The organism is Bradyrhizobium vignae, from assembly GCF_004114425.1.
GTDB classification, from domain to species: Bacteria; Pseudomonadota; Alphaproteobacteria; order Rhizobiales; family Xanthobacteraceae; genus Bradyrhizobium; species Bradyrhizobium vignae.
Genome location: NZ_RDQF01000060.1, coordinates 1 through 13,137, shown reverse-complemented (window position 1 = coordinate 13,137; position 13,137 = coordinate 1). Strand labels below are relative to the sequence as shown.

At 59.7% G+C, this 13,137-nt stretch carries 10 protein-coding genes and 3 pseudogenes; 10 read left to right on the top strand and 3 right to left on the bottom strand.

Going from position 1 to position 13,137, the window contains the following annotated elements:
• Positions 1-140 precede the first annotated feature (140 nt).
• Both EAV90_RS32840 and EAV90_RS32835 read left to right on the top strand, forming a co-directional pair.
• Positions 141-725 carry a HutD/Ves family protein gene (locus EAV90_RS32840; protein WP_129145802.1) on the top strand — a complete coding sequence of 195 codons (585 nt, stop codon included), beginning with the start codon at positions 141-143 and terminating at the stop codon, positions 723-725.
• 101 nt (positions 726-826) lie between these two features.
• Positions 827-2,017, top strand: coding sequence for an adenylate/guanylate cyclase domain-containing protein (locus tag EAV90_RS32835; protein ID WP_122401227.1), 1,191 nt, complete (start codon positions 827-829; stop codon positions 2,015-2,017).
• 171 nt (positions 2,018-2,188) lie between these two features.
• On the opposite strand, the gene EAV90_RS32830 is transcribed toward EAV90_RS32835, so the two are convergent.
• Positions 2,189-2,401: a hypothetical protein gene (locus tag EAV90_RS32830; RefSeq protein WP_122406410.1), complete on the bottom strand. Its 213-nt coding sequence runs from the start codon at positions 2,399-2,401 to the stop codon at positions 2,189-2,191.
• Between the two features lie 117 nt (positions 2,402-2,518).
• On the opposite strand from EAV90_RS32830, the pseudogene EAV90_RS41545 reads away from it, so the two are divergent.
• From EAV90_RS41545 to EAV90_RS41885, 3 genes and pseudogenes are all read left to right on the top strand, one after another.
• Positions 2,519-2,716: pseudogene (locus tag EAV90_RS41545) on the top strand (hypothetical protein); the annotation flags it as partial.
• Positions 2,717-2,848: 132 nt separating this feature from the next.
• Positions 2,849-3,646, top strand: a complete 798-nt coding sequence (locus EAV90_RS32820; protein ID WP_122406411.1) for an adenylate/guanylate cyclase domain-containing protein — start codon at positions 2,849-2,851, stop codon at positions 3,644-3,646.
• Positions 3,647-3,757: 111 nt separating this feature from the next.
• Positions 3,758-3,853 (top strand): annotated as a pseudogene (locus tag EAV90_RS41885) (dihydroxyacetone kinase subunit DhaK); the annotation flags it as partial.
• A 206-nt stretch (positions 3,854-4,059) separates the two neighbouring features.
• Here EAV90_RS41885 and EAV90_RS32815 read toward each other — a convergent pair.
• A pseudogene (locus EAV90_RS32815) lies at positions 4,060-5,166 on the bottom strand (OpgC domain-containing protein); the annotation flags it as partial.
• Positions 5,167-5,710: 544 nt separating this feature from the next.
• Here EAV90_RS32815 and EAV90_RS32810 point away from each other — a divergent pair.
• Positions 5,711-6,373 (top strand): response regulator transcription factor, encoded by a 663-nt coding sequence (locus EAV90_RS32810; RefSeq protein WP_122401229.1) that lies wholly within the window; start codon positions 5,711-5,713, stop codon positions 6,371-6,373.
• Here EAV90_RS32810 and EAV90_RS32805 read toward each other — a convergent pair.
• On the bottom strand, positions 6,368-8,458 hold the full coding sequence (locus EAV90_RS32805; RefSeq protein ID WP_245509672.1) for an MASE1 domain-containing protein: 2,091 nt from the start codon (positions 8,456-8,458) through the stop codon (positions 6,368-6,370). The two genes, EAV90_RS32810 and EAV90_RS32805, sit on opposite strands and share 6 nt — an antisense overlap.
• A 1,516-nt stretch (positions 8,459-9,974) precedes the next feature.
• Between EAV90_RS32805 and EAV90_RS32800 the strand changes: the two genes are divergently transcribed.
• The 4 genes from EAV90_RS32800 to EAV90_RS32785 all read left to right on the top strand — a co-directional run.
• Complete coding sequence (locus EAV90_RS32800) at positions 9,975-10,613, top strand: J domain-containing protein (RefSeq protein ID WP_164937210.1); 639 nt, start codon at positions 9,975-9,977, stop codon at positions 10,611-10,613.
• Between the two features lie 89 nt (positions 10,614-10,702).
• Positions 10,703-11,731: an agmatine deiminase family protein gene (locus EAV90_RS32795; RefSeq protein WP_122401234.1), complete on the top strand. Its 1,029-nt coding sequence runs from the start codon at positions 10,703-10,705 to the stop codon at positions 11,729-11,731.
• 16 nt (positions 11,732-11,747) lie between these two features.
• Complete coding sequence (locus EAV90_RS32790; protein WP_129145799.1) at positions 11,748-12,317, top strand: uracil-DNA glycosylase family protein; 570 nt, start codon at positions 11,748-11,750, stop codon at positions 12,315-12,317.
• Between the two features lie 603 nt (positions 12,318-12,920).
• Positions 12,921-13,137: helix-turn-helix domain-containing protein (locus EAV90_RS32785; protein WP_164937209.1), on the top strand; the 217-nt coding region annotated here is incomplete at its 3' end.

The window sequence follows — 13,137 nt, the reverse complement described above, 5'->3', positions numbered from 1 at the left end:
GGATACCGTCCTGAGCGGGATGTAGCTGGGAGCGCAATCCGGGGCCAGTGCTTCAGGGCGCGAGCTGACCCGGATTGCGCTGCGCTTCATCCGGCTACAAACTCGGGTGCAAACTCCGGCGTTCCCGGACGACTCACGATATGAAAACCATATTGCTCAGACCCGAAAACTACACCCGCTCGCCCTGGAAGAACGGCGGCGGCATCTTCACCGACATCGCGGACGCTCATCGGGCCGATGCACGCGAGAAGAGCTGGGACAGCCTGCACTGGCGCTTTGCGTCGACGCCGATCGTGGCGCCGGGTCCCTTCTCCCATATGCCCGGCATCGATCGCTTGCAGATGGTCGTCGATGGGCGCGGGCTGGTGCTGAAGGCCCTCGGGCAGGAATTCGACGAACGTGAACCTTTTACGACCGTGCGCTTCACCGGCGAGCTCGAGATCGTGACCGAGCTCGAGGCCGGGCCCGTCGAGGTCGTGAACCTCATGGCGCGGCGCGGTGCGGCGGAGATCGATCTCATCGCGCTTAAGGAGCCCGGCGACCGGCGGCTGGCCGCCGGCACGCATCTGGTCTACGCACCTCGGGGCGAATGCCGCATCAGTCTCGACAATGAGAATATTGCGATTCCCCACAACGGCACGCTGAAAGTCGAGCTGCTCGGGCCATCGCAGCTCGCGCTCGTCTCGGGTCTGGCGGTGCTGGGGTCGATCCGGCTCCTCGGTTAGCGCCGGTCGCTGCGCACAATCCGTGCAACTGGCTAGGTTGACGCCGCCCGGCCGGAGCACGATATCTGCTTCCCCAAAGACCGCAGCCCGAGGGGCAGGATATGAACGCACCAGACAACCATGTCCCTGCGCAGGCCGACGGCGTCGTCGACTGGCTGACCACCGGCACGCGCGACGAGCGCTTCATCGACAACATCTTCGCGCAGATGTGTATCCGTCTCCAGCAGGCGGGCATTCCGGTGAAGCGCGCGACGCTTCACATCCTGATCAATCACCCGCAGTGGCTGGGGGCCCGCATGATGTGGTCCGACGGGATGCGCGAGGCGGAGATTGCGCTGGTCGACTATGACGTTCGCGAGCGGTCCGAATATATCGGAAGCGCCGCCAACGAGATCCATGACGGCGCCGCCGAGGTGCGCGAGCGGCTCGAGCAGGATTCTTCGCTCAGCCGCAAGCACGCCCTCTATGACGAGATGCGGGCCAAGGGCCTCACCGACTATGTCGCCTGGCCGCTCTACCATACGCTCGGCAAGCGGCACATCGTCACTTTCGCGACCGATCGGCCCGGCGGGTTCGACGATGCGCATGTCGCCGGCCTGAAGAAGCTGTTGCCGGTGCTGGCGCTGGTCAGCGAGATCCGCGTCAAGAACCGCCTGGCGCGCACGCTGCTGGAGACCTATGTCGGCTCTCATGCCGGCGAGTTGATCCTGGCCGGCGCCACGAGGCGCGGCAGCGGCACGACGGTGCGCGCTGCGATCATGATCTGCGACCTCAGGGATTTCACCAAGATCTCCGACAACTGGCCGCGCGACGACGTGATCGACCTGCTCAACGACTATTTCGACGCGATGTCGGAGCCGATTGCGCGGCACGGCGGCGAGATCCTCAAGTTCATCGGCGACGGACTGCTCGCCATCTTTCCGCTTCATACGCCCAACGCCTGCGCCAATCTGCTCCATGCCGTGGCCGAGGCCCGGCAGGCCATGGCCGCGCTGAACGAACGGAACAGCGCAACCGGCCGCGCGCCGCTGAACTACGGCATCGGCGTCCATGTCGGTGACGTCATGTACGGCAACATCGGATCGGCCAGCCGGCTCGATTTCACCGTGATCGGCCCGGCCGTCAACATGGCCTCCCGCCTCGAGGCGCTGACCAAGAAGCTCGGCAGGAACGTGCTGCTGTCACGCGATTTCGCCGAGCTCGTGGAGAAGGAGTTTCAGCTCGAGCATGTCGGCAGGCACGAGGTGCGCGGCTTCAGCGATCCGATCGAGCTGTTTGCGTATCAGGGCTAAGCGACCTTCCGCCCGCGGCCATTTGCGGTTCGTTCCCGTCGTGCCGGCGCCCGGCGCGTTCATCTGGCCGCTCCGGCTTTGCCTCGTGTCGTTATCCCCGAGGGCGCTCCGCAAACACGGGTGACGGCCATCGTTTGCTGTCAAGATGAAGCCTCGCTCAAGGGAGCAACGTCAAGCGCCGCCAATGGCCCGCGTAATGGTGCCACTCCCGCCGCAGGTGGCGCAGGGGGCACCGTCGATGCGACCCTTGCCATGACAGTCGGGACAGACGTCTTCGCCGGTGCCCATGGTTCCGGGCGGGGCTTCATCGCCAGGATTGAGCGTTGGCTGGATCCCGGTCCTTGAGTCCTGCGCGTTGGTCCTGGTCGTCTGCGTCTTGGTCATCTGCGCCTCCTCGAAAAGAGCGCAACGCACCTTGCCGCAGGAAGTGCCAATCGGAGCTCGCAGCGCTGCAGTCGGCGGAACCGCTCTGCCTGCTCCGCCTATGTCTCGACCGCCCCCGTGCCGGGCTGCCGCCGCTTGCTCTGCAGCCTTTCGTCACCGACGAACTGTCGTGAACAAATCGTCACGACCTCGGACTTCGCCGACGTGACGATGCAGTCCTGCCTGATGGGCGCGCCGCAGCTCGCCGCATGGATGGCGCAGCATCCGGCCGAACGTCCGGCTGCATGGCGCTGTACGATCGGCAGGCAGGGCGGGGGGCAGAGGAATTTAGGCTGCGAGCTTGGGATGCGGCGACGGCATGCGGGTTGGCAGCACTGTTGCCAGCGCCGGGTTGTGCGTCTAGGTTTTGCGCCAAGCTACGCCCAAACGGTCCTTGGCCGCTCGTTCATGCCGAAATTCCTACGCATCGGGGTCCATCAGTCGAACGTCTCCGGGTACACGTCGAAGGCGTGGTGCGTCAGGCGTGTTGGCTCGGCAGTCTTCCTGAAGTGGGGCGCCGTGGAGGTGCATGGCGCCGGCGATGGGCGCAAGGTCTATTGGTCGCGTCTGCCGCAGGAGAAGACGGTTCGTTGCGGCACTGCGCAGCGCGCGCAGGACTATACGAAGGCCGCGATCGCGCGGCGCCGCAATCATCGCTATGAGCCGCTGACCGGACCGATCGCGAACCGGCGCCCGTCCGCCGCACGCAGCGCCGAGCTCAAGCAGGCGCTCGCCACCATCCTGATCGTCGACATCGTCGGCTCCACCGCGAAGGCGGCGAAGCTCGGCGATGCGCGCTGGACCAAGGTCATGGGCCATTACTATGCTGCCGTCCGCAAGGAGTTGAAGACGTGCCGCGGCAAGGAGGTCGTGACCACCGGCGACGGCGTGCTGGCGACGTTCAGGAAACCCGCCGCCGGCATTGCTTGCGCGACCGCGATCCAGAAAGCCGTGCGCACGCTCGGCCTCGAGATCCGGGTCGGCCTGCACGCCGGCGAATACACCATCAGCGGCGGCGAAATGGTCGGCCTCGCCTTCCACATCGGCACCCGCGTCGCGGCGAAGGCGCGGGCAGGGGAGGTGCTGGTGTCGAGTGCGGTGAAGGAGCTGATGACGGCGCAGGCGGCGGCGAGCCTGAAGGATCACGGCTTGCACCGGCTGAAGGGCGTGCCGGAAAGATGGAGGCTGTGGCGGGTGGAGGGGTGAGACGGCGTGCGGCAGCCTGCAGCGCCTTCAGCTTTCGAAAGGGCGCGGTATGGATGATGCCGCAGGCGTTGGGTGGCATTGGCAATACGCTCCGACGCGACCCGGTGGAAGCGCGGCTTGCGCATCGCCCGCTCGCTGATCGGCAGCTACGTCACCTCGCTCGACATGGCCGGGTGCTCGCTCACGTTGAGCCTGCTTGATCGTACCAATTCGTCTGCGAAGCGAGGCCCCTGGTGGGATGGCCGCTCGCTGACGAGGCGCTTCTGGTCGCCGGCCCAGCCGAACTCGCGCAGTCCTCGGCGGAACGCCTCCAGGGTGCGCCAGCTAACGGTGCCCCAAGCGTTCCCCTCGGCGCGCACACTCACAGGCAGTGCAATGGCCAGCTGCGGCCTGGGTTTGCTCTTGATCAAGTTCAGTAGCGTCGCCGCCATGATCATCGTCAGGACACCACCAGCGCTGAGCGTGATCTGCATCGCAAGCCCCGCCGATATGTCGAGCAGCGCCAGGAGGCTAGCGAGCGTAAGCAGGACACCGAGGCAGAAGATTGGCAAAGAGTGCCTGCCACAGAGGATGGCGCCGCGCATTACCGCAGTCGTCAATGCTCGTCGATTGGGCGGCACCAACCATACCGCCACAACCGCTAGGGCCAAGAAATGCAACAGACGCAACGGATCGAGATTCGATTTGTCCATCTGGTAGGCCAACTTCGTCAGCCCCTGCGGGATCAATGCTTCCAGCGGCTTGATTCTCCAGCTCAATACGATGACGAGGCTGAAGACCAGATAGAGAACGGCAGGCACGAGCGCCAAAGGTGACGTTAGCCAGGGGCGCACTCTTCCGCCCGCGATTATCACCCACGCGCCAAGGACCACCAGCAGCTGCCAGGCCAGTGGATTGAAAGCCCAGTGGCCGTTTGGCCACGCCGGCAAGGACCAGCCGAACATATGCACCAGTGTATAAAGCGCCAGCGAGGCGCCGAGCGTCACGTTGGGCAGTCGGAGCAGCAACCACAGCAACGGCGCGAACAAGAGGTGGAGGAGCACGAAGATCGGCAACACATCGGTATTGACTGGGCGGTATTGCAGAATCGCCGCGTGCGCGAGCGTTGCGCCCGGCTGATCCAACAGAATGCGCGTATTGCTCTCGTCGGCAAGGCGTTCCACGCCGGCGATGTGGACTAGGGTCGCGCAGGCGAGCGTGAGCAGCAGAAACGCGACATAGATGTCCCAGCTTCGCCGCAGCGTCCGGCGGATCACGCTGCTCCATCCCTCGCGGCCCCATACCTTACCGTAGGCCAGTGCGCAGGTGACCCCTGAGACGAACATGAACACTTCCGCGGCATCGCTGAAGCCGTAGTTCCGCAGCGTCAGCCAGCTTCCAATGTTATTGGGGACATGATCAAGAAAGATGCACCAGAGCGCGATGCCGCGGCAGGCATCAATGCGCACGTCGCGGCCGTTGGCTTTCAGCTCCGACGCCACGTCCGCGGATGGCTTCAGGGTGGCGGTTCGATCATGCATTGGCTTGCCTCGTCCAGCGTGCGCGCACGCTCAAAGAGGAACGATCGAGACGGATCGAACTTGAAAAAAAAGCGCGGCCCTGCGGGTCGTGACAGCGCCGCAGTTCAAGGTTGCTTCACATCGACCTGGCAACGACAGCAATTGCGACAATGATCACATGGCCGCGCTGGGTAGAACGCTGGTGGGAGGACCGACTGTCGACATCATCTTTCAAGTGGCACAGACTGTAAATCGGCCGGAGGTCGGTACAGAGAGGTGCCTAGGTCCTATGACCAAGGTACTATCCCGAACGCGGTATTGAGACCGCATGATGAGCAATTTGTCGCTCGCGTGGACGGAGGGGCTAAGCGAGTTCCGCGCTCCATGCAGCGCGCGCTCCTTACGACTGTGTGCCGTTGCAATCATACCACACAGCAGCGCTCGGCTCCTACTCTGAGTGCCTGACGGCGAACCGCTGGACCAGAGATAGAAGATGGACGGTTTCGAAGGTGGGTGTATGATTTTTCATTGATCTCCGGGCGGTCAGAGGACGGAGAGCATTTTTATGAAAGTGCTTGTTGTTGACGATCACACATTGATTCGCGAGGCGTTGCACGCTGTCCTCAAGCAATTGAAGCGAGAAGCCGTGATATTCGAAGCTTCGAGCAGCCGAGAGGCCATGCACATCGTCGAGGAGCATCCCGATATCAGCCTCATTTTGCTTGACATCAATCTACCTGACCGCGACGGCTTCTCTGTCCTCTGCGAACTGCGCCATCGCTATGCGACCATTGCTATCATCATTCTCTCATCCTCCGATGATCACGATACGGTCAGGCGCGCTTTCAAGCTTGGCGCGCTGGGTTTCATCCCCAAAACCACGGAACGTGAGGTGATGCTCAACGCTATTGAGTTGGTGTTTTCCGGCGGAGTTTACATTCCCTCGGAGATTCTGGAGGAAACAGCGGACCCGCGGTTTGCAGATAAGCCATTGGCTCGCGGCTCGCTCAAGGGGCTTGGATTGACCGATCGTCAGATCGACGTACTTGCGCTGCTGATGAAGGGGAAAACCAACAAGGTCATTGCCAGGACGCTCAATATGGCAGTGCCGACAGTGAAGAATCACATCACGGTCGTTCTCAAGGCGCTCGGCGTAGCGACGCGCACCGAGGCCGTCATTAAGGTCGGAAAAATGGGCTGGGAGGTGCCGCCGAAATCTGATTCATGAAACTGCCCCGGTGCCTCTCCCACCATCGTGATCCCTAAGGAGCTCATGCATGACAGCACGGAGCCGCATCGGATCGACGGGCTTGTGCAGCAAAATGTACCCTCTGTCCCTGGCGTCCCGCAGAGGTTCAGCTGCGGTATCGCCGCTGACGAGAATGGCGGGAATTGGCGAGCCAAACGCCGCATTGACTTGTTCGATTGCCCGGATCCCGGTCCTACCGCTTGCGAGATGATAGTCCGAGATTATGAGATCGGGACGCTGTTCGCGCTCGGCAAGTCGGACAAGTGCAGCTTCGTCGGAGCCGGCGGCAAGTACCGAGTATCCCCATTTGCTAAGCAATCCGCCCGTTCCCTCCTGCACGATCGGAGTATCGGCAATAACAAGAATTGCCTTGCCGTCGACCGCCAAGGCGCCGGCGTGGGGTAAGACGGCGGGCGCCGCGGACCTGATGCATTGATCGACTTTCGGAACCAGGATCGCAAATCGCGAACCTCGGCCCACAGTCGAAACCAGGTCGATTTGATGGTCGAGAAGCAGACGAAGCCTGTCGACGATGGCCAGACCGAGGCCCAGTCCGCCGGACCGGTTCTGTTCTGAGGTGGGAACTTGAAAAAACTCGCGAAAGATATTCTGCTTTTGATCCTCGGGAATGCCAGGACCGGTATCGCATACTTCGATACGCAACATTTCACCGCGCCGACGACATCCGACGAGGATCCCGCCCTGCAACGTATAGCGCACCGCATTTGACACAAGATTCAGCATGATGCGTTCGAGCAGCATCGCGTCGCTTCGCACCCAGGCGTCACTTGGCCTGACGCGTAGCCGCAGCCCCTTTTTTTGCGTGGCCTGGTCAAACGCAGTCTCGATTTTCTGCAACAAGCGCCCGATCGGGAATTCGGTGATTTTGGGGGTAAGCATCCCGGCATCCAGCCTGGAAATGTCCAGGAGCGAATTGAACATTTCATCCATTTCCTTGCGGGTTGCGTCGATCCGTTCGATCGTGTTTGTCCTTTCCTCCGGTTTGAGTGGCGTCCGCAGCTGGGCGACGAACAACCCCAACGCATGTAAGGGCTGCCGCAAATCATGGCTTGCCATGGCGAGAAAGCGCGATTTGGCTGCGTTGGCGAGCTCCAGTTCCTGCGTACGCTCGGCGACCTTCTGCTCGAGTTCGACATGCGCGCGGCGCAGGTTTCCTTCCGCTTTCTCGCGGACCTTAACATCCGCGCTCAGCAGCAGGCTTGGAACGGTAATACTGATCAAGAACATCAACACGAGCAGGAATGACGCGTTGGGATCCGAAATCGCGAAGGGGCCGCCGCCCGCGTGCGTTGCCCAAATCGTGATGCCCGCAAGCACGAGAGCGACCGTTGCGGTATCGCGTGGACCGCGACGAAGCGCCGCCCATAGCATGGGCAGGATGGCCAGAAAGCCGAGTGGATCTCGGCCGGGCGTCTGCTCGATCAGGGGGCTGAAAGCAATGAGGCCGACAGCCGCTGCTGTCGCGAGGACCCCTGCCGTCTCGACAAAATCGTGCCAGTTGGAGGCTTGATGGTGGTTTGATGCCCACAGCACGGTTACGGGGGCAATGACTAGTGCGCCGGTCACGTCGCCCAGCCACCAGGTGATCCACGCGTCCGCAAAATTCTTTGGCTCGATGTATCCGAAGAGTGCCAGGCTGGTCAGTCCAATGGTGGCGCTGATCGGTGTCGCGATCACGACGCAGATCAGGGTAAACTTTGCGACAGAATTTGGTGTCGAAAACGTTTCACACCCGCCCGACCACCGATTGATGAGATACGCGCCGGCAATCGCCTCGAGAGAGTTACCGGTTGCAATCGCAATTGCGGTGGCAAGGGAGCCTGCCGTCGTCGCATTGGCGATCATCGCCGCGGCAAAAATTGCGGGCCAGGTTCGATATCCCCGCAACAACACTGCCGCCAGCGCGACACCTGTCGGCGGCCAAATTGGTGTTGCGCTGGGATGAATAGAGGCGAGGGCGAGGCCAGCCTTTGCCGAGGCGAAATAGATCAGTCCAATCACGACCAGACCACCGACGTAGCTGACGCCGCGGTATGAATCCATGTCGGGTGATCGTCGATCGGACATCGTCGGCGCCGGGACTAGGCAATTGGGTCGTTCACCATGACTGAATTTTGAAATCTTGGTCGAAGATCAAAGATCGCTAGCCCGATATGGCAGACGCCTTCAGATCGAATTGATCACCGCAGTCTGCTTTGCGGACTAACGAGACGAACCGTGCGTTCGAGGAGCATCTGGCCGACTTGCGTCAATCCCTCCTCTCAGCTCGCGGGAGACGACAGGCCGCCGTTGCGCACCGGAGGAATTCGCGGCGTCTCGTATTCACCCGACTTGTCGAGGGAGGCATCGTACGACGAAGATAGGCTCTCCGAAAGGCTGGATTTGAACTCGGACAAAGCCGCTGTGTGCGACAAAGGCCTATCTCTCGTTGGAGTCTCCTGGCTAAACCACCTGCACGATAGGTTGCCGTGGCGGACGAGACAGAGCACGGTTGTCGGACATGCTGATGGTGTCAAGGCGCTGGCTTACTCTCCCGATAGTCGCTACGCGGCAGCCAAATCTTGAATGGGAAGGCGTGAAGGCGGGCGAGTAAAACAAGTTCAGGTCGTACCTCCGTGAGAACGTGACGACCCGTCTCGCGTAGGGCGACAATCGCGAATTGAGCCCTTCTCTTGTCGTGCAGCTCTCAAGTCTCTGAATAAGGTCACACGGATGGCTAACGAACCAAGAAAGGTCGGCCGCCACTTCGTCCATGATGGTCTTCATCGCTGCGTCATAAGCCATGATGCGCACGCCACGGCTGAGCATCACGTCGAACGACCCGCTATCAAGATTCAACAAGGCAGCGGACGGCACCTCCGACCCTTGACGCGTCCTGGTTCGTTCACTAGGATAAAATTCGATAAATAATTGTTATTGTTGGATAAATTTGAAAAATGGCGAGCGACAATATAGCTGGCGTATCGGGTAGCATCCTAAAAAAGCTCTACCTGTTTCCTGGCATGGTTATCCAGTGGACCATGTACGTCTCGGTCGGATCGAAATCATACAGCCAGACGCAACAACAAACACGGTTAGCTCGCAGCCCCTTCATGACATTCGCTTACTCTTCGATGTTTTGGTTAGCTTTGGCTGCGTTTTTGCTGGGTGCTTTAGAACGGTAAAGAAGAGTCGCGTTTGCGCAGCATCATCCTCTGAGGGGGCGGCGGATACATGGATCAAAGCCGAATATTCAGATTGCTAAAGAAGAAATTCGCAAAGCAGCCCACTCAAAAAGACGAAATTACGCGCCAGCTCGAAAGAGAGAGGTCTCCGAGTTCAGCTCATGCGAATCGGAGTGCCCGCACAACTCTCTTTTTTTGCAGTAGGTTTAGCTTACCCCGACAGCAAGTACATGCTGATCGAATTCATTCCTTTAGTGCTGCTCATTCGATGGTTTGCGTTACAGAGCTTACGTGTCGCTCGGAATTCCGATGGTCGGGAAGAGAATTTCCTGGATGCCGCTGCCCGTGTCCCACGAAGAATTCGAAATGGCGTTACCGCCGACAGGATTCGCGTTATGTCAAAGACGAGATATCGCGGTGTCCGCTGGCCCTTCTCGGTTCTGATCCTCGAACAACGGTGGAAGGCGACCAACGGCCAATTCTTTCTCGTGATAGCACCTGATTTTCATTGGTGGTCGGGCGGATCTATTTGGTTCCCGTGGCACTGGAATTCTGGACGGAATGCTGAACTTCAATTCTCGCGGAGCACCACCGGGCGGCCAGATAGGGCGTTTTGTATCAAGCTTAGCTTTCCGGGAAGTCGAGAATGGAATCTGAGATTCAAAGATGAGAACGACCGAGAGCGAGCTTATCAAGCCCTTGCCTCGATCCGTGGCGGCAATAGGCCGCCGGAGAAGAGCTCCCGGAAATCAGCGGAGCCGGATGAGCCAAACAGAAAAGTCGACTACGAGAAGGCGAGAGTTGATACAAGGTCTCCAGAAAGGGCAATCGAGCAGAAGCGATGGCATGATGTTCTCCGAGTTTCTCCTGAGGCTTCTTCAGAGGAGATCACAGCCGCCTATCGCGACGCCATAAAGAAGTGCCATCCGGACAAGGTGGCAAATCTCAGCGAGCTCATAAAGAAGGCCGCAGAAGATGAGGCGGTCAGAATAAACAAGGCATACGAGGAGGCACGAAGCTCACGCGGATTCTAAAGCGATTTCGGTTTTAGGTTGGTCAGCCGAAAGCTCGGCCGGTTTCCCGACATTGCAGCGAGAGCCAGATAGAGCGGGATATTGCAGTAATGTCGTACAACGAAATCAGACTTCCCGCCGAATGGGAGCCTCACGCCTGTTGTCTGATGGCTTGGGCCATACACCGGGAATGGGGGATGTACGCCGATGCTGTCAGGCGCGAACTCCACGAGGTTGTTGTCACCATCGCCGAATATGAAACGGTTTACCTGCTGACACCGTCCGACCAAATTCCGGAGGCCAAGCGCCAGTCATTTGGACCGAACGTGGAGATCCTATCGGCTCCCGTGGACGACATCTGGATGCGCGACATTGCGCCGACGTTTGCGGTGCGGGGTGATGCAGTCGTCGCTGTTGACTGGAATTTCAATTGCTGGGGCTCAACGCGCTCCGCACGCCCTGGAGATGCTCTCGCCGGCCCCTTGGCCGCAAGACTGGGGCTGGCGACCATACGTGCACAGTTTGTCGCAGAAGGAGGAGCGTTCGTGACCGACGGCGAGGGTACCGTTATCGTGACCAAGAGCTGCCTGCTGAACGAAAACCGAAACCCACGAATTGGTCGCAGTGCGCACGAGCAAATGGAGGAAATAGAGCGTGGGTTCTCCGCCGTCGGCGGGCGCAAGATCATATGGCTTGAGGGCGACGCCGATGAACCATTTACCAGTGGCCATGCCGACGGATACCTGCTCTTCACGTCGCCCGGAGCAATTCTGGTCGAAGCGCCCGATCCAGAGATGCCCACGCCCAGAAATCGGTCAAGAGATATCGACGTGCTTCAGAGCGAATCCGACAGTCGAGGTAGCGCGATGACTGTAAACTCGATCCTTCCGCCTCGCAGGCGGCACTGGCGGTTTCGTGGCCGCTCGTTTGCTCCGTCATACCTGAACGCTTACCTGGCGAACGGCGCAGCCATTACTGGGAAGTTCGGAGACCCAGAACGGGACGAGGCGGCGCACTCCGTGTTGCAGAGATCATTTCCAGGCCGAGACATCCGGATGCTGAGCATTGACCACATTGCTCTCGGTGGTGGTGGGATTCATTGTCTGACGCAGCCGATGCCAAGCACGTCACGGAAATAAATGCGGGAAGCAAAGAATGACGCCCACGCCGATCAAACATAAATTTCGGAATCACGAAATAAACCCTGCAACGAGGTGCCTTATCATTGGAACGTTCAATCCGGATACACCCAAGAATACCGCTGACTTCTTTTACGGGACGGGAAGAAACGATCTGTGGAGCCTGTTGCCAGCAGCCTTTGGAGTAGAGGGACATCTAAAGGGTAAAAATCGCAATCCGGAACGGCTGAGGTTCACGCGGGAAAGGGGTATCGACTTCGTCGATATCATTTCAGAGGTGATGGTAGACACTGATCGCGCCCATCATCGAAAAGACAGTTACATCGGCGGACGCGTCTCGGTCTGGCGGGATGTTACGGGACTGATGGACGAGCTACCAAACCTCGAGCGAGCGTGCTTCACGAGGAAGACCTTCAACGACGTTCCCGGAATTGAGGATCATGTCAGGAAAATTGCTTCGTATTGTGATGGAAACAACGCCCGAAACAGGAGAATCGTTTTCCGGTGTCTTGTTTCACCCTCGCGCCTGGCGCCTGGAAAGGACAAGCAGAAGGAATGGAGCGCCTTTTTAATGAGAGCGCGATAATCTGAGTGTGACACGACGCAACGATATGGGCGACTGGCGCGGTGAAATCCTTGGAGGCCGCACGGTTAACCTTGGATAGGTCGTTCAGCCCCGCCCACCGAGGCAGTCCGTTGAGTTCACTTACGTGAAAATGCCCGCTGCCTTTCACGATGCCTGAGGCGCGCTTCACCTGGCCCGGCGTCATGGGCGTCCTGTTACGGGCCGCGAGCACCCTTACTTCTCTACACCCCTCGCTGCAGGTTACGCGCGGGCAGTTTTCGGACATGCTTAGGATGCTTGAGGCGAAGCGCCTCAAGGAGCTTCATTTCACCGTTGAGGACGGACAATTGGACTTCATTGGTGGGCCCGGCAGGACTCGAACCTGCAACCAGACCGTTATGAGCGGCGGAAGATCGATCGTCTTCCTTGATTTTCCGGTGCTTTCGTTCGATTCCGTTTGGGTTCGTCGCGCTTCGGTCGGAGCGTTTCTGGTGCGAAACTGGTGCGGTTCACAATCCCCGCCGAGTTTACGAAACCTGCACTTTTCTGGAATCCGTTACGATGTCGTAGCCCCTTCTCTCTGCGGGCAGAATGCCTTAGGAAGTGGCGGAGATGAGGGTGGACATGGCAAAGCAGACCGCGAAAAAGGAGGCTGGACTCAAGGGCGTATCGGCAGCCGAACGGGCACTCGCGGTATTGACCGCGTTCCGTCGCGGCGACGGTGCTTTGTCGCTGGCGGAGTTGGCCGAGCGGACCGGTCTCGTCAAGAGCACGATCCTGCGGCTTGCTTTGTCGCTGCAACAATACCGCCTGCTCGCGCGCTTGCCGGATGGATCTTATC